Genomic DNA, 23894 nt, shown 5'->3' with positions numbered 1-23894 from the left:
CTTATCGTCCGGCGGCAACCTTGTCGGCGGTGCAGGATAGCTTGACCGGGACCAGCGAGTCGCCGGTATATTCTGCGGTGCAGTGCATGGGCTGCGCCGGCAATTGCTTCGTCAGCAGCACGGTCGTTTGCGCATAGCGGCAGGCAAACCAGTATTTTTCCGTCGCTGAATCCAGCTTCCAGAGATTACTGACATTTTTCCCGCGTTTCATGGTTTGGTCTGGTGCCAGCGCCGCACCGTCATGCGGTGGCCCGGAGTAAAAACCGGCACCGGCCAGCAGATGCTCTTTTTGCGGCGTCAGATAAACGATATCGGTACCGGCCGCCCAGCCTGCGGGCAGCGTCTTGAGATGCTGTTCGGTGGCGATGTGGGGCGGACAGTTCAGCGTAATTGTTGCTGCCGGGCTGATACCGCTGATCAGTATGGCGCTCAGACCGAGCGGAATCAGAAGAAGCTGTTTCATTGCATGACCATGGTGATTGAACGAGGATTGTGTGAGGAATGCATTGGATGGTGGGACTGGCCGGCGGCCATCAAGGTTGCATCGAACCGGTTCCGGTCTGTCGAAAGTTGGCAAATCTCGTCAGATATCGAGCGGTGAAGTAGCGCTCGCCTGCACCAATGAAAAAAGCCGCCGCATCTTTCGATGCCAGCGGCTTGATTGTTTGCTGCCGTGTGAAACGACAGCAGAGTGCGGTTATCAGCCTTCCAGCAAGCTGCGCAACATCCATGCATTCTTTTCATGCAGTTGCATGCGTTGTGTCAGCAGATCGGCAGTCGGTTCATCGGCAGCGGCATCCACGGTCGGGAACAACAGACGCGCGGTGCGGGTAACGGCTTCCTGACCTTCGACCAGTTGGCGAATCATTTCTGTCGCGGTCGGCACGCCTTCGGCTTCCGGGATCGACGACAGTTTGGCGAATTCCTTGTAGGAGCCCGGCGCAGGGTAACCCAGTGCGCGGATCCGTTCTGCGATCAGATCGACCGCCAGCGCCAGTTCGTTGTATTGGCCTTCAAACATCAGATGCAGCGTGTTGAACATCGGACCGGTAACGTTCCAATGGAAATTATGCGTTTTCAGATAGAGCGTGTAGGTATCCGCCAGCAGCTTGCTTAAACCGTCTGCGATTTTCTTGCGATCTTTGTCATTGATGCCGATATTGATCGACGCTACGTTTTTCTTTGCCATTGTTACGCTCCTTGATTAAGTAGAAAACAACAATGCGATTTTATGCCAGATTGTGCGCATTGTTCATGAAACACGCTTTCTATCTGGGGCCGGCTTGCGCCAAATCAAGTTGTGAGCGCCGATACAAGGACAACGACAATGCCACCGCAGCAACGGCAGCGATGGCAGCGAACAGGAATACTTCTTCATAGCCGAACTGGCCGACGATCAGGCCCGCCACCGGTCCGGTGATGCCCAGCGCCAGATCCAGAAAAACGGAATACGCGCCAAGTGCGGCGCCACGGTTCGGCGCCGGTACCAGGCCGACTGCTTCGACGCCGAGTGAGGGGAAGATCAGGGCAAAGCCGAAGCCGGCCATGGCGGCGCCTGCCATCGCCATTTCCGGCGTGGTGGCGAGCCACAGCGCGAGCAGGCCGATGGCTTCCACAATGAAGGAAACGATGGCCACGCGAAAACCGCCGAAGCGGGTGATGGTGTTGGCAAACAGCAAACGCGCACCGATGAAGAAACCACCGAACAAGGTCAGTGAAAATGCCGCATTGGCCCAATTGTGACTGGCGTAGTACAGCGTGATAAAGGTCGCAATCGCACCAAAGCCGATGGTGCCGAGCGCCAGTCCCATGCCGTAAGGCAAGACCCGGCGCAGCACCAGCTTGAACGCCAGCCGTTCGCCGCGCACTACCGGCACTGCCGGTCTGGCACGCGCTACCAGATAGCCCAGCACGGCCAGGCCGAGCGCGATGATGCCGATGACCACAAAGCCGGTGGCATGCGCCAGGGCGACACCGAGCGGGGCGCCGATTGCCAGTGCGGCATAGGTGGCAATGCCGTTCCAGGAAATCATGCGCGCGGTATGTTCGGCGCCAATGCGGCCGATGCCCCAGATGATGGCACCGGTACCGACCAGACTTTCACCGACGCCGAGGAAGATGCGGCTGCCGATCAGCGCCGTCAGGCTGAGTGCCGGCCATTGCACCAGCAGCGCCGCCAGTATCAGACAAATGCCGCTGGCACCACAGGCCAGCATGCCGCGCATGACGGTTTGCTTGGGACCGGCCACATCCACCATGCGTCCGGCATTGGGGCGGCTGGCAAACGTCGCCAGATATTGCACGCTGATGCTGAGGCCGGCGATAAAGGAACTGTAGCCGAGATCGAGATGGACATAACCGGGCAATACTGCCAGCGGGATACCAATGGTCAGATAGGCAAGAAACGTGAAAAAGACGGTGGCCAGAATCTGGCGCGTGACAGCCGCCTGCGATGCCGGCACCGGGGCCGCCACAGGGGTAGAGGATATTGCTTCGTCGGACATGATCGGGAATAAGTGGGTGGATTGCCGGCAAGACACCGGCATGCTGCAATGCGCAATTTTACGCCGCTTGCCGCAAAATTGCTGGCGCCGGGCAATCGCGGTCAGCGCCGCCACCGGATCAGCGGCGCTTGTGCAGGCTTTGCCTTTATAATCTGGCGATGCAAAATCTTCTTCACAACCTCAATCCCGAGCAACTCGCCGCTGTTACTCTGCCCGCCCAAAACGCCCTGATCCTGGCCGGTGCCGGCTCCGGCAAGACGCGCGTGCTGATCACCCGCATTGCGTGGCTGATCCAGACCGGACAAGTGTCGCCTTCCGGTCTGCTGGCGGTGACATTTACCAACAAGGCCGCCAAGGAAATGCTGACGCGGCTGTCGGCGATGCTGCCAATCAATACGCGCGGCATGTGGGTGGGGACTTTCCACGGGTTGTGCAATCGTTTGCTGCGGGCGCATCATCGCGATGCCGGTTTGCCGCAGACATTCCAGATTCTCGATTCGCAAGATCAGTTGTCGGCCATCAAGCGTTTGCTCAAGGCAAACAATATCGATGACGAAAAGTATCCGCCGCGCAATCTGATGTACTTCATCAATGGCGCCAAAGACCAGGGCTTGCGGGCCAAGGATGTGGATGCCCACGATGACTACAACCGCAAGTTCGTGGAGCTCTACGATCTGTACGATCAGCAGTGCCAGCGCGAAGGCGTGGTCGATTTCGCCGAACTGCTGTTGCGCACGTATGAACTGCTGTCGCGCAACCAGCCATTGCGTGAACATTATCAGTCCCGTTTCAAGCACATTCTGGTGGATGAGTTTCAGGACACCAATGATCTGCAATACAAATGGCTCAAGTTGATGGCAGGCCAGGAAGGCGCAGTGTTTGCGGTCGGTGATGATGACCAGAGCATTTACGCATTCCGCGGCGCCAACGTCGGCAATATGTCGGCGTTCGAGCATGAATTCAAGGTGCAGAATCTGATCAAGCTGGAGCAGAACTATCGCTCGCACGGCCATATTCTGGACGCCGCCAATATCCTGATCGCCAACAACAGCAAGCGGCTCGGTAAAAATCTGCGGACCGATGCCGGACACGGCGAACCGGTACGCATTTTCGAAGCCACCAGCGATTTGCAGGAAGCGCAGTGGCTGGTCGAGCAAATCAAGAGTCTGATCAACGAAGGCACGGCGCGCAGCGAGATCGCCTTGCTGTATCGTTCGAATGCGCAATCACGGGTACTCGAACATGCGCTGTTTTCTGCCGCGATTCCGTATCGCGTCTATGGCGGTCAGCGTTTTTTCGAGCGCGCCGAAGTCAAGCACGCAATCGCCTATCTGCAATTGATGGACAACCTGCACAACGACTCGGCATTCTTGCGCGTGGTGAATTTCCCGACCCGCGGGATTGGCGCCAAGGCGCTGGAACAGTTGCAGGATGCCGCGCGTCAGCAAGGGACGTCGCTGTACGCGGCAGTGCCGTATGTGGGTGGCAAGGCCGGTTCCTCGCTCGGCGGCTTTATCAAACTGATTGAAGGCGCGCGTTTCGAAACGCAGCATTTGCCGTTGCCGGAAATGGTCAAGATCGTGATCGAAGCCAGCGGCTTGCTCACGCATTATCAGACCGAAAAAGAAGGCGCCGACCGTATCGAGAATCTGGAGCAACTGGTCAGTGCTGCCACCGTGTTCGTGTCGGAAGAAGGTTTCGGTCTGGATGCCCCGGCGTTCCTCGGACCGCAGGCACAAGCCGTGGCCGGCACCAGCATCACGACTGCTGACGGCATTGAAATCATCGATGCCGATGCCCCGCTGACGGCGGTGATGTCGCCGCTGTCAGCGTTCCTGTCGCATGCTTCGCTGGAAGCCGGCGACAATCAGGCGCAGGCCGGGCAGGATGCCTTGCAATTGATGACGGTGCACTCCTCCAAGGGCCTGGAATTTGATGTGGTGTTCATTACCGGTCTGGAAGAAGGTTTGTTCCCGCATGAAAACAGCGCCAAGGAAGAAGGCGGCGTGGAAGAAGAGCGGCGTCTGATGTATGTCGCCATCACGCGCGCCAAGAAGCGCTTGTTCATGAGTTTTTCCCAGACCCGCATGTTGCATGGCCAGACCCGCTACAACATGCGCTCACGCTTTTTCGATGAACTGCCGGAAGAGTCGCTCAAGTGGCTGTCGCCGCAGGTGCAGCAAAACAAGTGGTTTGCCAATCCGAAATCGGCCTGGGATGACGCCCCGGAAACCGGCGCCAATGCGATTGCACAAAAATTCATCAGGCAAGATGCGGGCTGGCGTATCGGCCAATCGGTGGCGCATGCCAAGTTCGGTGAGGGCGTGATCGTCAATATCGAAGGTGGCGGCACCAATTCGCGTGCGCACATCAATTTCGGACGGCATGGCATGAAGTTGCTCGATCTGAGCATTGCCAAGCTGGAGAAGGTTGGCTGACGCCACCTGATTGAATTCAGTTCACTGCCCGGCAGCGAATGCCTGGCAGTGAACTGCACTACTTCTGCAATAAAGACGAATCAGCGTGCACGCGCAAACTTGAAGACCGAAATTGCCTGCAGCAATTTACCGGTCTGTTCTTCCAGACTGCCGGCTGCGGCAGCAGCCTGTTCCACCAGCGCCGCATTTTGCTGGGTGCTCTCATCCATCTGCGTTACCGCCTGATGCACCTGCGTGATGCCTGAGCTTTGCTGCTGGCTGGCGACGGTGATTTCATTGATGATGCCGGTGACCCGTTTGACCGAATCGACGATCTCGGTCATGGTCTGGCTGGCGTCGTCTACCAGGCGATTGCCGATATCCACCTTTTCCACCGAATCTTCAATCAGGGTCTTGATTTCCTTGGCGGCACCGGCCGAGCGCTGCGCCAGGCTGCGCACTTCGGATGCCACTACCGCAAAGCCGCGACCCTGTTCACCGGCACGCGCTGCTTCGACAGCGGCGTTGAGCGCCAGGATGTTGGTCTGGAACGCGATGCTGTCGATCAGGCCGATGATGTCGACGATCTTCTTCGACGAGGCGCTGATCTCGCTCATGGTGGTGCCGGTCTTGGTCACCACTTCGCCACCCTTGACCGCAATCGACGACGCCGAGGCGGCCAGCTGATTGGCTTGCAAGGCGCTGTCGGCATTCTGGCGCACGGTTCCGGCCAGTTGCTCCATGCTGGATGCGGTTTCTTCCAGATTGGCAGCCTGCGATTCGGTACGCCGCGACAAATCCATATTGCCGGTCGCGATTTCGCGGGTCGCACCATTGATGGATTCAACGTTGGAACGCACATCGCCGATGATCGCGGTCAGATTGATGTTCATCTGGCGCAATGCGCGCAGCAGGCGACCGGTTTCATCATGGCGGTCGGAATCGACCCGGGTCGACAAGTCGCCCCCGGTGATGGCGTAAGTTGCCTCCAGCGCCTGCTTGAGCGGACGCACCAGCGCCGTGTGCAGGGCATACCAGGAATACAGCGTGATCAGCATGGTGATGCCGCTCAGCGCTGCCATGCCCGGATCCTTGTGAATCACGAGGCCGTTGATCGCTTCGGCGATCTGCAAAATCAGCAGCGCGCTCATCGACAAGCCGATGCGGGTGCTCAGTTGCATATGATTGAGGCGCTTGAACCAGCCGGCGATGCCGGTCTTGACCGCGGCACCGTGGTCAATCGTGATGCCCTTGGCCTTGTTCTTGCGGATATCGGCGTACAGTTTTTCGGTGGCGTTGATGTCCTGGCGCGACGGCTTGGTGCGGACCGACATATAGCCGATCACTTTGCCGTCTTCGCGTACCGGCGTCACGTTGGCCAGCACCCAATAATGGTCGCCCGATTTGCGGCGGTTTTTGACCAGTCCGGTCCATGGCGTGCCGCTCTTGATGGTTTTCCACATGTCGGCGAATGCAACCGCCGGCATGTCGGGGTGGCGCAGAATGTTTTGCGGCGCACCCATCAGCTCAATCTCGTTAAATCCGCTGACTTCCACGAAGTAGGGATTGACGTAGGTGATGTTGCCCTTCAGGTCGGTTTTGGAAACAATTGACTTACCGTCTTGTAACTCATATTCGATATTGCTTACCGGCAGATTCATTCGCATCTTTTTTTCCCCATTTCAGAAGCGTTATTTTTTTGGCAATCGTCACACAGCAGTTTTATTGCAAATCAATCATCTTTCCGGCCCGCGGGCGTATCCGTATCGCCAGGCGCAGGTGTGCCGAAGATAGAAGTGTAAGTCGGATAGAAGGAGCAATACATGATCACGGTCAATATTATTGAAAGTGGCAGCAAAATAAATACCACCACGGTGATGTTGTTGATCAGTAAAGCAACGATGGTGCTGACGGTGGCTGGCAAGATCACGCCGATGCCGAGCCAGACCAGTCCGTACAGGGTAAATGCCTTGCCGGAACGCAGTACGGCGAAGAAACTGTAGAACAGCGCCTTGCCGAGCGGCATCTTTTGCCAGGTAATCAACGGTGCGGCGAACCAGAATGCCATGGCCGCCGGAATGTACACCAGCGCCGCCACGAGCATGCCGAGACGAATATTGCTGCCCTCGATATCCTTGGCATCGAGACCGGGACCGGTCATGGCTTTCCAGAAGACGCCGCCATCCACCAGCGATGAAGCGCCAACCGCGATGCCGGCCGCCAGCAGATACAGCACGCCCAGTGTCAGCAAGGTCTTGAGCGCCGGCGAACGGAAGCCGACCAGCAACAGATTCGGATAAACCCGTTTGCCTTGTTCGATATTGGCGCAGGCTTGCATGAATGACATCGCAAACACCGGTACCAGAATCAGCGGCAACAATTGGCCGATCACCGGCACGATGCCCAATGCCAGCATCAGGAACATATAGCTCAGGAACAGCGTCGAGACTTCGGCGGCCTGTTTTCGGAATAAGGCAAAACCATCTTTGACCCAGAGCCAGCCTGTTTTTGCGGGCAGTTTTTCCATGTTCAGTTCAATGCCGGTACGGGGTGGGTGATACGCAGGCGCAGGATGCGTTCGAAATGACCCGGATCGTGCGGGGTGAGCATTTCGGCGTCGCGCGGGAGATAAAAATCGTACAGGCGCGAGATCCAGAAACGCAACGCGGCAGCACGCAACATCGGCTGCCAGGCTTGTTGTTCGGCAGCGCTGAACGGTCGTACTGCGTGATAAGCATCCATCATCGCCTGCGCGCGCGGGAAATCCAGCGCGCCACTGTCGACATCGATGCACCAGTCATTTACGGTGACTGCCAGATCGAACAGCCAGGTGTCGCAGCCGGCGAAATAAAAATCGAAGAAGCCGGTCAGACGGGTATCGACAAACATCGCATTGTTGCGGAACAGGTCGGCATGCACCGGGCCATTGGGCAATTGGGCGTAAGTGGCCGACGCCGCGAATGTTTCCTGAAACTGCATTTCGGTGCGCAGCAAATCCTGCGTGTCGGCAGGCAGATAGGGCAACACGACCGGTGTCGTTTCACGCCACCACGACAAGCCGCGCAGATTGGGCTGACGAATCGTGAAGTCTTGTGCTGCCAGATGCATGTGGGCCAGCATGGCGCCCACTTCGGCGCAATGCACCGGGGTTGGCGACAGTTGCGACTCGCCTTCGAGCTTGGTGACAATCGAGGCCGGTTTGCCGTTGAGGGCATTGATGATGCTGCCCTGCTGATTGGCAACCGGAGCCGGTACCAGCACGCCGCGCTGCGCCAGATGGCGCATCAGTTCCAGGTAAAACGGCAATTGCTCGAACGTCAGTTTTTCGAACAGCGTCAATACATATTCGCCGCTGTCTGTCGTGATGAAGAAATTGCTGTTTTCAATACCGGAAGAGATGCCTTTGATGGCCTGCGCCTTGCCGAGTGAAAATTGTGTAAGCCAGCCTGAAAGATCATCCAGGCTGACCGGAGTAAAAACTGCCATGAGAAGAGTCGAAAAAAACGGTGTTTAGCGCAAGCTCACGCGATGCGGCAGGAATTATTTGTTTGCGCCGTTGCCGGTGTCCTTGGGATTCTTGCTGCCGCCCCAGTCGAATTCCTTGACCTTCCATTGCGCGCCGGTCGGCGGACCGCTCTGGACGTCGCCCGACACCGAGCTGCCAACTTGCTCCTTGGGTTTCAGGTAATAGGTGCTGGGGCCGGATTTGACCTTGATTTCCTTGGTTTCGCCATGGCTGCGCTGTTCAGTGATGCTGTTGCCTTCGGACTGGTCGTCGCCCGGCTTGCGAATGGTCACGGCAGGCGGTTCGCCTTCTTCCAGTGTTTGCAGTTCAGGTGGCGGCGGACCGACGGCGGCTGGCGCCTGTTGTGCAGTGGCCGGCAGCATGGTGAAGCCGGCGGCGCAGAGAACGGCCACCAGACAGCCTTTGGACCAGACTTGGGATGAGTTCATGAGAATTCTTCTATGATAGGTTGAACGGCATTGAACTCATTGTAGCAAACCATGCCCCGGCCTGAGGGGAAATGCGTGCCGGGGACAGGGGAAACGCCGGCATCATTGCGATGCCGGCGGGATTTCAGAGATACATGCCGGTTTGGCGCTCGGTATCCTCTTCGTCCTCGATCACCTTTTTGCTGTCTTCATAGAATTTCTGGATGGCGATCACGATCTCGGCAGGATCGTCGATGACTTGCATCAGATGCACGTCCTCGGGCTTGATCATGCCGTCGTTGACCAGCTGGGTGCTGATCCATTCCAGCAAACCGCTCCAGAATGCCTTGCCGACCAGAATCACCGGCATCCGGCGTGATTTTCCGGTCTGCATCAGCGTCAGGGCTTCGGTCAGTTCATCCAGCGTGCCGAAACCGCCCGGCAGCACCACGTAAGCGTCGGCGTACTTGACGAAAGCCACCTTGCGCGCGAAGAAATGCCGGAAGCTCAGGGAAATGTCTTGCCAGGCATTGCCGTGCTGCTCATGCGGCAATTCGATATTGAGTCCGACCGACGGCGAGGCGCCGTCGAATGCCCCCTTGTTGGCCGCTTCCATGATGCCGGGACCACCGCCCGAGATCACCGCAAAGCCGGCGTCGGACAGGCGGCGGGCGATATCGACGCACAACGCATAATGCGGATTGTCCGGTTTGATACGGGCAGAACCAAAGATGGAAACAGCAGGACGCAGTTCGGACAAGCGCTCGGTGGACTCGATAAATTCTGCCATAATCGTGAGTACATGCCACGATTCGCGCGCCTTCTTGGCGGTGGCGCGTTCGATGTCGCTTACTTCCCGCAGTCGCGGTACATTTTTTCCTCTAAGTTCCATATGCAAAAAACCCTGTTGTTAGTTGATGGTTCCAGTTACCTCTATCGCGCTTTTCATGCCTTGCCCGACATGCGCAATGCTGAAGGTGCGCCGACCGGCGCCTTGTACGGCATCATCAATATGCTGCGCCGGCTGCGCAATGATTATCCCGCAAGTTACATCGCTTGTATATTTGATGCCAAGGGGAAAACGTTTCGCGATGATTTGTATGCCGAGTACAAAGCAACCCGCAAATCCATGCCGGAAGATTTGAGTAAACAAGTCGAACCAATTCATGCTGCGGTACGCGCGCTGGGCTGGCCGATATTGATGGTGGAAGGGATCGAAGCCGATGACGTGATCGGTACGCTGGCCGTGCAGGCTTCTGCGTGCGGCCTGAAAACAATCGTCTCCACCGGCGACAAGGATATGGCACAACTGGTCAATGAGCAAGTGACGCTGGTCAATACCATGAGCAACGAAACGCTCGACCGCACGGCCGTGATCGAAAAATTCGGGGTGCCGCCCGAGCGTATTGTCGATTACCTGAGCCTGATCGGCGACACCGTGGATAACGTTCCCGGCGTCGAAAAAGTGGGACCTAAAACTGCCGTCAAGTGGCTGACACAATACGACTCGCTCGATGGCGTGATGAGCAATGCCGACAAGATCGGCGGCGTGGTCGGCGAGAACCTGCGCAAGGCGCTGCCGTGGTTGCCACAGGCGCGGGTGCTGGTGACCGTCAAGACCGATTGCGATTTGTCGGCGCACATGAAATCGATTCTGGAATCATTGCAGGTGCAACCGCAGGACAATGCCGCGCTCAAGGAATTGTTCACGCGCTACAACTTCCGTACCTGGCTGCGTGAAATCGACAGCGCCGCCAATGCCGCCGCTGCCCCGGCAGTAGCTGCTGCCGATGGCGCCGCCGGCGATGCAGCACAAGGCGGTTTGTTCGGCAACGATGAAGCGCCGGCTGCCGAATACGAGATCATCCTCACGACCGCACAACTGGAACATTGGCTCGGCGTGATCAATGCCGCCACACTGACCGCCGTTGATACCGAAACCACCTCGCTGATTCCGTTGCAGGCGCAACTGGTCGGCATTTCCTTGTGCTGTGACAGCAGCAAGGCTTGCTATATTCCGGTCGCCCATCACTATCAGGATGCGCCGGAACAGTTGTCGCGCGAACTGGTGCTGGCCACACTGAAGCCCTGGCTGGAAGACGACAGCAAGCGCAAGGTGGGGCAAAACATGAAGTACGACAGCCACATCTTCGCCAACCACGGCGTGCAGTTGCGCGGCATCGAACACGACACCTTGCTCGAATCGTATGTGTTCGAATCGCATCGCACGCATGACATGGACAGCCTGGCCATGCGCCATCTGAATCGCAAGACCATCAGCTATGCGGAAGTGTGCGGCAAGGGCGCATCGCAGATCGGTTTCGATCAGGTGGAAATCGAACGCGCTACCGCGTATGCGGCTGAAGATGCGGATATCACGCTGGCGCTGCATCACGCCATGTGGCCGCAGATCGAACACGATGCCAAACTGCGCTACATCTACGAAAAAATTGAAGTGCCGACCGCCGTGGTGTTGCAGAAGATCGAACGCAACGGCGTGCTGATCGATTCCGATTTGCTCGGCAAACAGTCGCACGAACTCGGCAAGCGCATGCTGGAAATCGAACAGCAAGCCTATGAACTGGCCGGGCAGCCGTTCAACCTGAATTCGCCCAAGCAGTTGGGCGAGATCCTGTTCGAGAAGTTGCAACTGCCGGTGGTCAAGAAGACGCCGTCGGGCGGACCGTCGACCGATGAAGAAGTATTGCAGAAACTGGCGGAAGATTATCCGTTGCCGAAAATCCTGCTCGACTATCGCGGACTGGCGAAACTGAAATCCACCTATACCGACAAATTGCCGAAGATGGTGGATGCCGATACCGGACGCGTGCACACCAACTATGCGCAAGCGGTGGCGGTGACCGGACGGCTGGCGTCGAACGAACCGAATCTGCAAAACATCCCGGTGCGCACTGCCGAAGGACGCCGCATCCGCGAAGCATTTGTGGCGGCACCCGGTTGCGTGCTGGTGTCAGCAGATTATTCGCAGATCGAGTTGCGCATCATGGCGCATATTTCGGAAGACGCCAACATGCTCAAGGCCTTTGCCGATGGCGAAGATATTCACCGCGCTACCGCGGCCGAGATCTTCGGCGTGGCACTCCACGAAGTCAGCAGCGAACAGCGCCGCTACGCCAAGGTGATCAACTTCGGTTTGATTTACGGCATGAGCGCTTTCGGCCTGGCCGGCAATCTGGGTGTCGAACGCTCGGCCGCACAAATGTATATCGACAAATACTTCCAGCGCTTTTCGGGGGTCAAGCAATTCATGGACAACACGCGTCAGGAAGCCAAGGCCAATGGCTACGTCGAAACCGTATTCGGCCGCCGCCTGTGGCTGCCTGAAATCAATTCACCCAACGGTCCGCGCCGTCAGGGTGCAGAGCGGGCCGCGATCAATGCGCCGATGCAAGGCACCGCAGCCGATCTGATCAAACTGGCAATGATTGCCGTGCAAGGCTGGCTGGAGCAAGCCGGCATGCAATCGAAGATGATCATGCAGGTACATGACGAATTGGTACTGGAAGTGCCGCAAGCCGAGTTGCCGGTGGTGCGTGAAAAACTGCCGGAATTGATGAAAAATGTTGCGCAATTGAAAGTTCCCTTGCTAGCCGAGGTCGGAATAGGTAAGAATTGGGAAGAAGCGCATTAAGGTCATCGCAACTCTGATGGTGCTTGTAAAAAAGACAATAAGAAATAAAGAAGACAGCGCCGCCATCGTCTGATGGCGGTGTAAAAAGTAGTCGAAAGCTGTTGCGTAGTGAAGTGCGCTGGGGGGCGACGACATAAATGGCAAGGCATGACCGGTTCCTCCTTCTGCTTCCTGTGCTGCAGCTTTACGCACACAAGGAGACAAAAATGAAAGCAGGGATGAAGGTAGGCACCAGACTGGGTCTGGGATTTGCGTGGGTGGTGGCCTTGCTGGTATTGGTGACCACCATGGGCGTGTACAACATGCACGCGATACAGGCGCAGTTCCTGGATGTGGTCACGATCAATAATCCTGAGTCAAGACTGGTGACCGAGATGGCCGAGACGGTTGCCGAACGCTCGATTTCCTTGCGCAATCTGATGTTGCAAGGCAGCGCCGACGATATCGAAAAAGAAGCTGCCTACATCAAGACGCAGACCCAGAAATATCTGGCCGCCGAGAAAAAGCTGAAAGAGATGTTTGATACGCTGCCCGGCACGATAGCCGAAGAGCATGCCGCGTTGCCGAAGATCAAGGCGCAGGCAGATGCCGGGCACAAGCTCATCGATCAGGCGGTGGACCTCGGCATGAAGCGTGAAGCCTACGAACTGGCCCAGTTCCTCAAAGAAGAATACCTGCCGACGCAGAAAAAGTGGCAAGCCGAACTGCGCGCGCTCAACGATATCGAAGACCGGCTCAATGAAACCAGCGCCTCTTCCAGCGTCCAGGCCTACGAACTGGCGCGTGCGCTGATGCTCGTTACCAGTGCCATCGGCATTGCCACCGCGCTGATCGCTGCGGTATGGATCACCCGTAACCTGCTCAAAAAACTGGGCGGCGAGCCGGATTATGCGGTGACGATTGCCGGCCAGATCGCTGACGGTAATCTTGCGGTGCCGATCGATCTCAAAGACGGCGATCACAGCAGCCTGATGGCGGCCATGTGCATCATGCGCGACAAACTGGCAGGGATCGTCGCTCAGGTGCGCACCGGTTCGGATGCCATCAATATCGCCACCAGTGAAATTGCGCGCGGCAATTTCGACTTGTCGGCACGCACCGAACAACAGGCAGGATCGCTCGAAGAAACCGCCTCCTCGATGGAAGAACTCAATTCCACCGTGCGTCAGAATGCCGAAAATACCGAGCAAGCCAATACCCTGGCGCTGGCGGCTTCCGATGTTGCGGTGAAGGGCGGCAGCATCGTGTCGCAAGTGGTCGACACCATGGACTCCATCAATGCTTCATCGCAAAAAGTAGTGGATATCATCAGCGTGATTGACGGTATCGCGTTCCAGACCAATATCCTGGCGCTCAATGCGGCGGTGGAAGCAGCACGCGCCGGAGAACAGGGACGCGGCTTTGCGGTGGTGGCGAGTGAAGTGCGCAGTCTGGCGCAGCGCAGCGCCAGCGCCGCCAAGGAAATCAAGGTGCTGATCGGTGATTCGGTGGAAAAGGTCGGCGCCGGCAGCAAGCTGGTCGGGGAAGCCGGCGCCACCATGGCGCAAATCGTCACCAGTATCAAACACGTGACCGATGTCATGACTGAAATCACCAATGCCAATAAAGAACAAAGCAGCGGCATCGAACAAGTCAATGAAGCGATCATTCAGATTGACGATACCACCCAGCAAAATGCCGCATTGGTAGAGCAGGCCGCAGCGGCTGCGCAATCCTTGCAGCGGCAGGCGGCGCAACTGACGGAACTGGTCAGCATTTTCAGGGTGGATGCCCGGCAACTGGCGCTGGCAACCCAGAGTGAAGCTGAAGTCGTCAGCCGGCGCACGATTGACGTCACGCCGACGCAGCAGGCATTGATGCACGAAGCGTGAACGACCAGCGTCCAGGCGTGACGTCGTGACGCATTTGCATTAAGCTCCTGATGCATGCCGCAGCAAGAACTGTGGCATGCATTGCAATGCCGGGCGTGGTCCCCCGTCATGCCCCTCCATCCCTTGCCGCAGCAGACCCGCAACCGGGCCTGCTGTGCGACCTGACAGAACCGGAGATGTACTCATGAAAGATCTGCAAAACGATGTCAACAGTTTGCTGGGAGCAACGCCGCTGAGCGTCCCGGCTGATCGCCGTACTTTTTTGAAAACGGCATTGGGTACCGGCTTCGCCGCTGCGGTGCTGCCGGTGTGTGCGCAAACCATGATCAGCACCGACACGGTTGGCCTGACTGCCGGTGAAGTCAGCATTACCGTGAACGGTCAAAAGGTGCCGGCTTACCGCGCCCAGCCCGAAGGGAAAACCAATTTGCCGGTGATGCTGGTGATCTCGGAAATTTTCGGCGTGCATGAACATATCGCCGATGTCACCCGTCGTTTTGCCAAGCTCGGTTATCTGGCGATTGCGCCGGAATTGTTTGTGCGTCAGGGCGATCCGGGCAGCTATGGCACGATTGCCGAACTGAACAAGGAAATCATCTCCAAGGTGCCGGATCAGCAAGTGTTCGGCGACCTTGATGCGTATGTCAAGTGGGCCGGGGAAAATGGCGGCAATATCAACAAGCTCGGCATCAATGGCTTTTGCTGGGGTGGCCGCATCGTCTGGCTGTACTCCGCGCACAATCCCAGGATCAAGGCCGGCGCAGCGTGGTATGGCCGGCTGGTGGGTGACAAGTCGGCACTGATGCCGCAACAGGCCATCGATATTGCGCCGACACTGAAAACGCCGGTGCTGGGTTTGTACGGCGGCGCCGATGCCGGTATTCCGGTGCAAACGGTAGAGCAAATGAAAGAGGCGCTGGCCAAGGCCGGCAACAAGTCCGAGTTCGTGGTGTATCCCGATGTCGGTCACGCTTTCAATGCCGACTATCGCACCAGCTACGTGGCCTCGGCCGCCAAGGATGGCTGGACGCGCGCGATTGCCTGGTTCAAGGCCCATGGCGTGAGCTGAATCAGACAGCAGCAGATTGGCAGTAATGAAAACGCGGCATTTGCCGCGTTTTTCTTTTGGCGCGTCGCCGGCGTCGCTGGCGCAGCAGTTGGCGTAACAGGTCCGGTTCATTTTGGGGCGCAACGCGCCAGTCTGTTTCGGCCTGCACCATTTTTGTATGCGTATCGGTGGCTCGGGAAATCTGCCGGCGCATCGTTGCCGTTGTAGTGAAGCACTTGCTATAGAGAGGCGCTGGCCGCCGGCATATGTGGCACAGCCTTTGCTTAGTAGCAGGGAGAGTAGAAGCGGTCAGCATGCAGGCGCAGCACCCTGAATGCGGGACATTGCTCGTGATGCCACCGGCCAGTAACCGGTGGGCTTGTATATCGTTGATACGACACGAGACTATGACCACCAGCGCCTTTTACCCGACCGCAATATTGCCTGTCCCTCCCGGATATGGCGGCGATCATCTGTTTCGCATCGTCCGCCGGATCACCACTCCCTGCCTCACCCTCCATCCCGTATCGCTTGTTGCGCATGGCGTCGCCATTTCCATGGCGGCGCGCTATCGGCGTGTCTGCGCGCGGTTGTTGTTTACTTCAGAAAGGATTGCATGATGAGCAAGCACGCACGATTGATAAGCCTGGCAGCAGGTGTTCTGGGCATGCTGAGTCTGGCTGCCGCAGCGCAGGCGCAGGAAAAAGTCACGCTGTTGAGCAACTGGTATGCGCAGGCCGAGCACGGCGGCTTTTATCAGGCCGTGGCCAAGGGGATTTACAAAAAATATGGCATGGATGTCACGATCAAGATGGGCGGGCCGCAAGTCAACAACATGCAGATTCTGCTGGCCGGTCAGGCCGACTTCAGCATGGGCTATGACTTCAGCGTGCTCAAAGGTGTCGAGCAGGGCTTGCCGCTGGTGACCGTCGCCACTTCGTTTCAGTCCGACCTGCAAGGGATGTTGACGCACGGTGATGTCAACGGTCTCGGCGGCCTGAAAGACAAGACCATTCTGGTGGCCGGCTCGGGACAGTCGAACTGGTGGCCATGGCTGAAGGCAAAGTATGGTTACAGCGACGGACAAACCAAAGCCTACACCTTCAATTTGCAACCCTTCTTCGCAGATGCCAACACGGTGCAGCAAGCCTATCCGTCATCGGAATTGTTCCAGGCCGAGAAGGCCGGCGCCAAGCCGAAATTCTTCCTGTTTGCCCATGAGGGATATCCGCCGTATGGCACCACCATCGTGACCTTGCAAAAAACGGTCGCGACCAGGCCGGATCTGGTGAAGCGCTTCGTCAAGGCTACCGCCGAAGGCTGGAAGAGCTATCTGGAGGACCCGGCAGCGGGCAATGTGCTGATCAAGCAAGACAACAAAAACATGGGTGATGAACAACTGGCCTATGCGCTGACCAAGCTGAAAGAACTCAAGGTGGTGACCGGTGGCGATGCTGCCAGTCATGGCATTGGCGTGATGACCGATGAACGCTGGAAGAAAACCTACGACACCATGGTCGCCACCGGTTTGCTGAAAGCCGATACCGACTGGCGCAAGGCGTACACCACGCAATTCGTGAAAGACATGAAAGTGATGCCCTGACTGTTGGCCAATCGAGTTGCCTCGTTGCGCTGTCGGATGACCGGCTGGCGAGGACTGTCGATGGTGCCGGACTCTGCATGAGGATGCCATGATTTTATATACCCCGCCCAAAACTGCGCAGCGCTTGCCGGTGATCGACTTCACCGATGCCTTTTCACCGCTGCTGGCAAAGCGCGAAGCGGTCGCTTGGGAAATTCACAAGATCGCGCGTGACGTCGGCTTTTTCTATGTGTCCGGGCATGGTGTGGCGCCAGGCCTGATCGATGCGCAATTCGATTGGGCGCGGCAATTGTTTGCGTTGCCGCAGGCCAGCAAGGATGCGTTCGACATGGCGCGCTCGCCATCCGGTTACGGCTACGAGCGCATCGGCTCGCAAGTGCTGGATACTGACTCGGCCTCGGATTTGAAAGAAGGCTTTCAGTTCGGCTTTGACATCGCCGCCGATCATCCCTATGTGCAGCAAGGGCAGATGCGCTACGGCCACAATCTGTGGCCGCAGGATTTGCCGGGATTCCGGGCGCACTCGGAACAGTACTACGCCGCCATGCGCAGCTTGTCGCATCGTTTGCTGGCGGTGATCGCACTGTCGCTGCATTTGCCGGAAGATTTCTTCGAGTACGCATTGCGGACACCGATTGCCACCCAGCGCATGTTGCATTACCCGCCGCAGCCGGTGCACGCCGCCCATAACCAGATCGGCGCGGGCGCGCATACCGACTGGGGTTTGGTAACGATACTGGCGCAAGATCAGGTCGGCGGTCTGGAGATTTGCAATGCCGATGGCGACTGGGTCAGGGCGACGCCGATAGACGGCACCTTTGTCGTCAATATCGGCGACTTGTTGCAGCGCTGGAGCAATGACCTGTATCACAGCAATCCGCACCGGGTACTGAACGACAATCCGGTGCCGCGCTACTCGTTGCCGTTCTTTCAGGATGGCGATCAGGCCGTGATCATCGATTGCCTGCCGTCGTGCTGTTGCGCCGAACGGCCGGCGCGCTATGCGCCGTGCACCATCGGTGAATACCTGAGCGCCAAGGTGCGTGAAACCTTTGGTGCCTCCGGCGCGGTAGCCGCATGAAAAACCAGCAATCCGATGGCAAGATGAAGCCGGGAGTCAATGATGAAACGAGAAGATGATGCCATGTCGCAATTGATCAGCGCTGCCACGCCGGACAGTCCCGAAATGCTTGAGGCGGCAGATGCCGTGCTGAGCGCCAATCGGGTGGAAAAGACGTATCCCAACGGTACCCGGGCGCTGGATGAAGTGCGTCTGACGATCGGGCGCGGTGAATTCGTGTCGCTGCTGGGACCATCCGGTTGCGGCAAAAGCACCTTGCTGAAAATGTTTGCCGGTCTGGAAGAACCGTCGCACGGACACATCCGTTGGTGGGGAAAAAATATGGCGACGGTCGGCACCCCCGACCATACGCTGGCGATGGTGTTTCAGGAAGCGACGTTGATGCCGTGGGCCTCGGTGGCCGACAACGCGCGACTGCCGCTCGATCTCAAGCAGATGGCGCGCAGTGAAAGCGATGTGCGCGTACGCGATGCCTTGAAGCTGGTCGGACTGGAGCGTTTTCATCAAGCCTATCCGCGTGAATTGTCGGGCGGCATGCAGATGCGCGCGTCGATTGCGCGGGCACTGGCAACGCAACCGAATCTGTTGCTGATGGATGAACCGTTCGGCGCGCTGGATGAATTCACGCGTAATAAACTCGATGCCGATTTGCGCGATATCTGGAGTCGTCGCGATCTGACGGTGGTATTCGTCACGCACAGCATTTACGAAGCGGTATTTTTGTCGAGCCGGGTGATCGTGATGGCAGCCAGACCCGGGCGCGTGATTGCCGATGTTGCCATCGATGCACCGGGGCCGCGTGATGATGCATTTCGGATTTCGGCGCCATTCATGGCGTATTGCAAAACCCTGTCGGACTATTTGACGCTGGCCAATCAGGAAGGAGATGGACATGACGCCCTTGATGCTTAAACCCCGATTCACTCGCGTGGCCGCACCGCTGTTGATCGGTGTCGTATTGCTGCTGGCCTGGCAATGGATTTGCATGGCATTCGAGGTGCCGTCCTATCTGGTGCCGACCCCGGCCCTGATCGCCAAGACGCTGGTGGCGGACTGGGACTTGCTGGCGCTGTCATTGCTGGTGACGCTGAAGATCACGTTCTTCGCCTTCGTGTTGTCGGTGTTGCTGGGCGTGGCGATTGCCTTCGTGTTCGTGCAAAGCCGTTTCATCGAAGTCAGCCTGTTCCCATACGCCATCATCTTGCAGGTGACGCCGATTGTGGCGATTGCGCCGCTGATCATCATCTGGGTCAAGGAACCGACTTTCGCGCTGGTGATCTGCGCCACCATCATGGCTTTGTTTCCGATCATCTCCAACACCACGCTGGGATTGCGCAGCGTCAATCCGGGACTGCTCAACCTGTTCAAGCTGAATCAGGCGACGCGCTGGCAAACCTTGCGCCGCCTGCGTATACCGAGCGCGTTGCCCTACTTTTTCGGCGGCCTGCGGATTTCCAGCGGACTGGCGTTGATCGGTGCGGTGGTCGCCGAGTTCGTGGCCGGCACGGGTGGCACCGGTTCAGGGCTGGCGTATCAGATTCTGCAAGCCGGTTTTCAGTTGAATATTCCGCGCCTGTTTGCCGCATTGTTTTTGATCACGGTCACTGGCATCCTGCTGTTTCTGGCGATGATGGCCTTGTCGAAGGCGGCACTGTCCGGCTGGCATGAAAGTGAGATGGGCTGATGACCGGCAGCAAGCCCTGCCGCAAATTTGCCGCGACGACATTCAAACGATAAAAGACCATGAGCGCACAATGAGCACCAATTCCTTTCTCATCACCAGCACCGATGCCATCATGACCGGTTTGCCGGGCGCTGCCGCGCGTCACGCCGGTCCCGACATTCGCGTCAGCGCCGGCGTGATTGTCGCTATCGGCAAGTTGTCGCCATTGCCGGGCGAGCCGGTGATCGATGGCACTGGCTGCGTCGCCTATCCGGCCTGGGTCAATACCCACCATCATCTGTTCCAGTCCTTGCTCAAGGGCGATCCGGCTGGTATCGATCTGGCGCTGACGCCATGGCTGGCGGCCACGCCGTATCGCTATCGCGCCCGTTTCGACGAAAAACTGTTTCGGCTGGCAGTGCGGATCGGCATGGTGGAATTGTTGCGCTCCGGCTGCGGCACCATTGCCGATCACAATTATCTGTACTACCCGGGCATGCCTTACGACACCGCCGACATCTTGTTCGAAGAAGCCGAGGCACTCGGCGTGCGCTTCGTGTTGTGTCGTGGCGGTGCGACGCAGACGCGGCAACTGGAAGCGGAATTGCCGAGCGCCTTGCGACCGGAAACCCTGAGCATGTATCTGGATGACATGACGCGGCTGGTACGGCGCTATCACGACCCGTCACCAACGGCGATGCGGCGTGTGGTGATGGCGCCGACCACGCCGCTGTACTCGGTGACGCCGGAAGAATTGAAGGCCATGGCGGCATTTGCGCGCGCGCATGGCATTCGCCTGCACAGTCATTTGTCGGAAACGGTGGGATATCAGGAAGGCGCGTATGGCAAACATCGTTGCAGTCCGGTCGAGTTTGCGCACCGGCATGACTGGCTTGGCCCGGATGTGTGGTTTGCGCATCTGGTCAAACTCGAGGTCGGGGAAATCGCCTTGTTGGGACAAACCGCGACCGGCATCGCCCATTGTCCGCAAAGCAATGGCCGTCTCGGCAGCGGCATCGCACCAGTCCGTCAACTGGAAGATGCCGGCGTGCCGGTCTCGATCGGCGTCGATGGCGCGGCGTCCAACGAAGCCGCCGATATGGTGTCGGAAACGCATGCGGCGTGGCTGATGCAACGCGCACGGCGCGGCCAGGAAGCACGGCCATCTTATGAAGGCGGCAGTTTTGAAGGCGGCGCCGATGTCGCCATGGTGGAGGATGTGGTGCGCTGGGGCACCACCGGCGGCGCGCGCGTGCTGGGTCTGGATGGCGTCAATGGCTTGCAAATCGGACAACAGGCCGATATCGCCCTGTACCGACTCGATGATCCGCGTTACTTCGGCTTGCATGATCCGGCGCTGGGGCCGGTAGTCGGCGGCGGCCGGCCTTTCCTGAAAGCATTGTTGGTGGCTGGCAAGGCGGTAGTGGCTAATGACCAGATTGCCGGTGTCGATCTGGCGGCGCTGGGGCGGCAAGCCCGGCAGGCGACGTTGCGTCTGCTACAGGCCGGGTGAGGGGCGGTGCGGCGATTGCCGCGCAGCGGCAGTGAAAGCCGCCCGGGACCGGCCTTAAAACTGCTAAAATGGCGTCCATGATCAAGCGCCGCCATGCACCTCCCAATTTCGAATCCGCCGCAGCCGACCAGGAGCCGGAATCTGCAGAAATAGCCGATGCCGTCCCGCTGGAACTGGATTTGACCGATCATTTCCTGATCGCCATGCCTTCCATGCAAGACCCGATCTTCGGCGGCACCGTGATTTATCTGTGTGAACACAATCAGAACGGTGCGCTCGGCGTAGTCATCAACAAGCCGACCGACATGACCATGGATGTCTTGTTCGACCGCATCAATCTGAAACTCGAAATCATTCCCGATTCCCCTTCCGCGATGCCCGCAGTCTATCGCCGCCCGATCATGTTCGGCGGCCCGGTGCAGGTTGAGCGCGGCTTTGTGCTGCACTCGGCAATGGAAAGCTTTTCGTCGACGCTGCAAGTGACGGACGGCATTTCGCTGACCACCTCCAAAGATGTGCTGGAAGCCGTGGCGCACGGCGATGGTCCGGAACAGGTGCTGGTCAGCCTCGGCTGCTCAGGCTGGAGCGCCGGCCAGCTGGAACAGGAAATTGGCAACAACGGCTGGCTGACGGTCAAAGCCGATCCCGCAATCATTTTCGACTTGCCGGCCGAGCAGCGGTTTGCTGCGGCGCTGGGTCTGCTCGGCATTGATCAGGTGATGCTGACGACCGAAGCCGGTCACGCCTGAGCGGATTCGGGCGTGGAAACGATTCTGGCCTTCGATTTCGGTTTGAAGCGCATCGGCGTGGCAGTCGGCAACACCATGATGAAACAGGCGCAGCCGCTGCAAGTGATCAGTGCCGCCACCAATGACGGCAAGTTTGCGGCGCTGACCAGCCTGATACAGGAATGGAAACCGAATCGCTGCATCGTCGGTTTGCCCTTGCATCCGGATGGCGCTGAACATGAAATGACGGTGCGTTGCCGGCGTTTCGCCAATCAATTGCACGGACGCTTCGGCGTCGAGACGGTCCTGGTGGATGAACGATATTCTTCCGCTGTCATCGCGCAGAAACGCGGCGAGCTGATTGATGCGCAGGCAGCGGCAATTATTTTGCAGCAATACTTTGACGACACCCATGAGCACAACCACACCTCCTCTTGATGCAGAAGCGCTGTATCAAAAACTGGCGCAGCATGTGCGCGCCGGGCTGCAAGGCGCAGACAATGTCGCCATCGTCGGCATTCATTCCGGCGGCGCCTGGCTGGCAGAACGCCTGGCCGCCGAACTGAAACTGAGCGACCGCCTCGGCTTCATCGACGTTTCCTTCTATCGCGACGACTTTGCCGAAAAAGGGTTGCGTTCCGACGTCAAGCCGAGCCAGATCGGTTTCGATGTCGAAGGCGCCACCATCCTGCTGGTCGATGACATTCTCTACACCGGCCGCACCACGCGTGCCGCGATCAACGAATTGTTCGACTACGGTCGCCCGGCCCGCATCCTGCTGGCGGCACTGGTCGACCGCGGCGGCCGTGAATTGCCGATCGCCGCCGACTTCCTGGCCGATACCTGCGAAGTCGGTCCGCAACAATCATTACAACTGCAACGCGCCGATGACGGCCGCTTTTCCCTGACGGTGGTACATGCATAACCCACAACTGAACAAAAATGGCGAATTGCAGCATTTGCTGACAATCGAAGGTTTACCCAAAGCGATCATCACCAACATTCTCGACACGGCATCCTCGTTCGTGAGCATTGGCGACCGCGAAGTGAAGAAAGTGCCGCTGATGCGCGGCAAGAGCGTTTTCAATCTGTTCTTCGAAAACTCCACGCGCACCCGCACCACCTTCGAAATCGCGTCCAAGCGTTTGTCGGCGGACGTCATCAACCTGAACATTTCTGCTTCCAGTGCCAGCAAGGGCGAATCCCTGCTCGACACCATCGACAATCTGGCAGCGATGCACGCCGACATGTTCGTGGTGCGCCATTCGCAATCGGGTGCGCCTTACCTGATTGCCAAGCATCTGATCGACACCAAGCAATCGCATGTGCACGTGGTCAACGCCGGCGACGGCCGTCATGCGCACCCGACCCAGGGTTTGCTGGACATGTACACGATCCGTCACTACAAGAAGGATTTTTCCAACCTGCGCGTGGCGATTGTCGGCGACATCTTGCACAGCCGCGTAGCACGTTCCGATATCCACGGCCTGACCACACTGGGCGTGCCGGAAGTGCGCGCCATCGGCCCGCGTACCTTGCTGCCGAGCGGTCTTGAGCAAATGGGCGTGCGCGTGTTCCACAACATGGAAGAGGGCCTCAAGGATGTTGACGTCATCATCATGCTGCGCTTGCAGAACGAACGCATGAGCGGCGCCTTGCTGCCGTCGGCACAGGAATTCTTCAAGAGCTACGGCCTGACGCCGGAACGGCTGGCGCTGGCCAAGCCGGACGCCATCGTGATGCACCCGGGGCCGATGAATCGCGGCGTTGAAATCGATTCGGCCGTGGCCGACGGCGCGCAGGCAGTGATTCTGCCGCAGGTAACTTTCGGCATTGCGGTGCGGATGGCGGTGATGAGTATTGTGGCGGGGAACTGAGCAA

General features: G+C 58.2%; 22 protein-coding genes. 14 read left to right on the top strand and 8 right to left on the bottom strand.

What is annotated here, in order from left to right; all coding sequences use genetic code 11:
* Position 1: 1 nt before the first annotated feature.
* The 3 genes from AKL27_RS12630 to AKL27_RS12620 all read right to left on the bottom strand — a co-directional run bounded on the left by AKL27_RS12630 (position 2) and on the right by AKL27_RS12620 (position 2504).
* Positions 2-463 carry an STY0301 family protein gene (locus AKL27_RS12630; protein WP_050463185.1) on the bottom strand — a complete coding sequence of 154 codons (462 nt, stop codon included), beginning with the start codon at positions 461-463 and terminating at the stop codon, positions 2-4.
* A 237-nt stretch (positions 464-700) separates the two neighbouring features.
* On the bottom strand, positions 701-1189 hold the full coding sequence (locus AKL27_RS12625) for a Dps family protein (protein WP_050463184.1): 489 nt from the start codon (positions 1187-1189) through the stop codon (positions 701-703).
* A 79-nt stretch (positions 1190-1268) separates the two neighbouring features.
* On the bottom strand, positions 1269-2504 hold the full coding sequence (locus AKL27_RS12620; protein WP_050463252.1) for an MFS transporter: 1236 nt from the start codon (positions 2502-2504) through the stop codon (positions 1269-1271).
* 158 nt (positions 2505-2662) lie between these two features.
* On the opposite strand from AKL27_RS12620, the gene AKL27_RS12615 reads away from it, so the two are divergent.
* The gene (locus AKL27_RS12615) at positions 2663-4942 is read left to right on the top strand and encodes a UvrD-helicase domain-containing protein (RefSeq protein WP_050463183.1); all 2280 of its coding nucleotides are present in this window, start codon (positions 2663-2665) and stop codon (positions 4940-4942) included.
* 80 nt (positions 4943-5022) lie between these two features.
* Here AKL27_RS12615 and AKL27_RS12610 read toward each other — a convergent pair whose 3' ends face one another.
* The 5 genes from AKL27_RS12610 to AKL27_RS12590 all read right to left on the bottom strand — a co-directional run bounded on the left by AKL27_RS12610 (position 5023) and on the right by AKL27_RS12590 (position 9746).
* Positions 5023-6588: a methyl-accepting chemotaxis protein gene (locus tag AKL27_RS12610; RefSeq protein WP_050463182.1), complete on the bottom strand. Its 1566-nt coding sequence runs from the start codon at positions 6586-6588 to the stop codon at positions 5023-5025.
* 65 nt (positions 6589-6653) lie between these two features.
* Positions 6654-7448: a BPSS1780 family membrane protein gene (locus AKL27_RS12605; protein WP_050463181.1), complete on the bottom strand. Its 795-nt coding sequence runs from the start codon at positions 7446-7448 to the stop codon at positions 6654-6656.
* A gap of 2 nt (positions 7449-7450) precedes the next feature.
* Entirely contained in the window at positions 7451-8407 is a 957-nt protein-coding gene (locus AKL27_RS12600) for a homoserine kinase (RefSeq protein ID WP_050463180.1), read from the bottom strand.
* Positions 8408-8461: 54 nt separating this feature from the next.
* Positions 8462-8875, bottom strand: a complete 414-nt coding sequence (locus AKL27_RS12595; protein WP_050463179.1) for a DUF2782 domain-containing protein — start codon at positions 8873-8875, stop codon at positions 8462-8464.
* A gap of 124 nt (positions 8876-8999) precedes the next feature.
* Positions 9000-9746 carry an LOG family protein gene (locus AKL27_RS12590; RefSeq protein ID WP_050463178.1) on the bottom strand — a complete coding sequence of 249 codons (747 nt, stop codon included), beginning with the start codon at positions 9744-9746 and terminating at the stop codon, positions 9000-9002.
* Between AKL27_RS12590 and polA the strand changes: the two genes are divergently transcribed.
* The 13 genes from polA (at position 9747) to AKL27_RS12525 (ending at position 23890) form a co-directional block, all read left to right on the top strand.
* Complete coding sequence (gene polA, locus AKL27_RS12585; RefSeq protein ID WP_050463177.1) at positions 9747-12506, top strand: DNA polymerase I; 2760 nt, start codon at positions 9747-9749, stop codon at positions 12504-12506.
* A gap of 206 nt (positions 12507-12712) precedes the next feature.
* Complete coding sequence (locus AKL27_RS12580) at positions 12713-14377, top strand: methyl-accepting chemotaxis protein (RefSeq protein ID WP_050463176.1); 1665 nt, start codon at positions 12713-12715, stop codon at positions 14375-14377.
* A gap of 184 nt (positions 14378-14561) precedes the next feature.
* Positions 14562-15446, top strand: coding sequence for a dienelactone hydrolase family protein (locus AKL27_RS12575; RefSeq protein ID WP_050463175.1), 885 nt, complete (start codon positions 14562-14564; stop codon positions 15444-15446).
* 386 nt (positions 15447-15832) lie between these two features.
* The gene (locus tag AKL27_RS27735; protein ID WP_157056907.1) at positions 15833-16045 is read left to right on the top strand and encodes a hypothetical protein; all 213 of its coding nucleotides are present in this window, start codon (positions 15833-15835) and stop codon (positions 16043-16045) included.
* Positions 16045-17028, top strand: a complete 984-nt coding sequence (locus AKL27_RS12565) for an ABC transporter substrate-binding protein (protein ID WP_050463251.1) — start codon at positions 16045-16047, stop codon at positions 17026-17028. Before AKL27_RS27735 ends, AKL27_RS12565 begins: the two co-directional genes overlap by 1 nt.
* 88 nt (positions 17029-17116) lie before the next feature.
* Entirely contained in the window at positions 17117-18109 is a 993-nt protein-coding gene (locus tag AKL27_RS12560) for an isopenicillin N synthase family dioxygenase (protein WP_050463173.1), read from the top strand.
* Positions 18110-18151: 42 nt separating this feature from the next.
* Positions 18152-19021, top strand: coding sequence for an ABC transporter ATP-binding protein (locus AKL27_RS12555; protein ID WP_050463172.1), 870 nt, complete (start codon positions 18152-18154; stop codon positions 19019-19021).
* Entirely contained in the window at positions 19002-19793 is a 792-nt protein-coding gene (locus AKL27_RS12550) for an ABC transporter permease (protein ID WP_050463171.1), read from the top strand. Before AKL27_RS12555 ends, AKL27_RS12550 begins: the two co-directional genes overlap by 20 nt.
* A 70-nt stretch (positions 19794-19863) precedes the next feature.
* Positions 19864-21285, top strand: coding sequence for an amidohydrolase family protein (locus tag AKL27_RS12545; protein WP_050463170.1), 1422 nt, complete (start codon positions 19864-19866; stop codon positions 21283-21285).
* A 68-nt stretch (positions 21286-21353) separates the two neighbouring features.
* A complete protein-coding gene (locus AKL27_RS12540) occupies positions 21354-22034 on the top strand; it encodes a YqgE/AlgH family protein (protein WP_050463169.1) in 681 nt (226 codons plus the stop codon).
* A gap of 12 nt (positions 22035-22046) precedes the next feature.
* Positions 22047-22451 carry a Holliday junction resolvase RuvX gene (ruvX, locus tag AKL27_RS12535; RefSeq protein WP_050463168.1) on the top strand — a complete coding sequence of 135 codons (405 nt, stop codon included), beginning with the start codon at positions 22047-22049 and terminating at the stop codon, positions 22449-22451.
* The gene (gene pyrR / locus AKL27_RS12530; protein WP_050463167.1) at positions 22426-22938 is read left to right on the top strand and encodes a bifunctional pyr operon transcriptional regulator/uracil phosphoribosyltransferase PyrR; all 513 of its coding nucleotides are present in this window, start codon (positions 22426-22428) and stop codon (positions 22936-22938) included. Before ruvX ends, pyrR begins: the two co-directional genes overlap by 26 nt.
* A complete protein-coding gene (locus AKL27_RS12525; protein ID WP_050463166.1) occupies positions 22931-23890 on the top strand; it encodes an aspartate carbamoyltransferase catalytic subunit in 960 nt (319 codons plus the stop codon). The genes pyrR and AKL27_RS12525 overlap by 8 nt, the downstream gene beginning before the upstream one ends.
* The last annotated feature ends 4 nt before the right edge of the window (positions 23891-23894 follow it).

The sequence above is a fragment of the Herbaspirillum autotrophicum genome (genome assembly GCF_001189915.1).
GTDB lineage: Bacteria > Pseudomonadota > Gammaproteobacteria > Burkholderiales > Burkholderiaceae_D > Herbaspirillum > Herbaspirillum autotrophicum.
Note: the sequence above shows the minus strand (reverse complement) of the source record. Positions and strands in the feature narration are given on the sequence as shown.

What these genes read in the sequence shown, in the direction of transcription:
- AKL27_RS12630 (WP_050463185.1), bottom strand. Translation starts at nt 463, where the DNA reads ATGAAACAGCTTCTTCTGATTCCGCTCGGTCTGAGCGCCATACTGATC.
- AKL27_RS12625 (WP_050463184.1), bottom strand. Translation starts at nt 1,189, where the DNA reads ATGGCAAAGAAAAACGTAGCGTCGATCAATATCGGCATCAATGACAAA.
- AKL27_RS12620 (WP_050463252.1), bottom strand. Translation starts at nt 2,504, where the DNA reads ATGTCCGACGAAGCAATATCCTCTACCCCTGTGGCGGCCCCGGTGCCG.
- AKL27_RS12615 (WP_050463183.1), top strand. Translation starts at nt 2,663, where the DNA reads ATGCAAAATCTTCTTCACAACCTCAATCCCGAGCAACTCGCCGCTGTT.
- AKL27_RS12610 (WP_050463182.1), bottom strand. Translation starts at nt 6,588, where the DNA reads ATGCGAATGAATCTGCCGGTAAGCAATATCGAATATGAGTTACAAGAC.
- AKL27_RS12605 (WP_050463181.1), bottom strand. Translation starts at nt 7,448, where the DNA reads ATGGAAAAACTGCCCGCAAAAACAGGCTGGCTCTGGGTCAAAGATGGT.
- AKL27_RS12600 (WP_050463180.1), bottom strand. Translation starts at nt 8,407, where the DNA reads ATGGCAGTTTTTACTCCGGTCAGCCTGGATGATCTTTCAGGCTGGCTT.
- AKL27_RS12595 (WP_050463179.1), bottom strand. Translation starts at nt 8,875, where the DNA reads ATGAACTCATCCCAAGTCTGGTCCAAAGGCTGTCTGGTGGCCGTTCTC.
- AKL27_RS12590 (WP_050463178.1), bottom strand. Translation starts at nt 9,746, where the DNA reads ATGGAACTTAGAGGAAAAAATGTACCGCGACTGCGGGAAGTAAGCGAC.
- polA (WP_050463177.1), top strand. Translation starts at nt 9,747, where the DNA reads ATGCAAAAAACCCTGTTGTTAGTTGATGGTTCCAGTTACCTCTATCGC.
- AKL27_RS12580 (WP_050463176.1), top strand. Translation starts at nt 12,713, where the DNA reads ATGAAAGCAGGGATGAAGGTAGGCACCAGACTGGGTCTGGGATTTGCG.
- AKL27_RS12575 (WP_050463175.1), top strand. Translation starts at nt 14,562, where the DNA reads ATGAAAGATCTGCAAAACGATGTCAACAGTTTGCTGGGAGCAACGCCG.
- AKL27_RS27735 (WP_157056907.1), top strand. Translation starts at nt 15,833, where the DNA reads ATGACCACCAGCGCCTTTTACCCGACCGCAATATTGCCTGTCCCTCCC.
- AKL27_RS12565 (WP_050463251.1), top strand. Translation starts at nt 16,045, where the DNA reads ATGAGCAAGCACGCACGATTGATAAGCCTGGCAGCAGGTGTTCTGGGC.
- AKL27_RS12560 (WP_050463173.1), top strand. Translation starts at nt 17,117, where the DNA reads ATGATTTTATATACCCCGCCCAAAACTGCGCAGCGCTTGCCGGTGATC.
- AKL27_RS12555 (WP_050463172.1), top strand. Translation starts at nt 18,152, where the DNA reads ATGAAACGAGAAGATGATGCCATGTCGCAATTGATCAGCGCTGCCACG.
- AKL27_RS12550 (WP_050463171.1), top strand. Translation starts at nt 19,002, where the DNA reads ATGACGCCCTTGATGCTTAAACCCCGATTCACTCGCGTGGCCGCACCG.
- AKL27_RS12545 (WP_050463170.1), top strand. Translation starts at nt 19,864, where the DNA reads ATGAGCACCAATTCCTTTCTCATCACCAGCACCGATGCCATCATGACC.
- AKL27_RS12540 (WP_050463169.1), top strand. Translation starts at nt 21,354, where the DNA reads ATGGCGTCCATGATCAAGCGCCGCCATGCACCTCCCAATTTCGAATCC.
- pyrR (WP_050463167.1), top strand. Translation starts at nt 22,426, where the DNA reads ATGAGCACAACCACACCTCCTCTTGATGCAGAAGCGCTGTATCAAAAA.
- AKL27_RS12525 (WP_050463166.1), top strand. Translation starts at nt 22,931, where the DNA reads ATGCATAACCCACAACTGAACAAAAATGGCGAATTGCAGCATTTGCTG.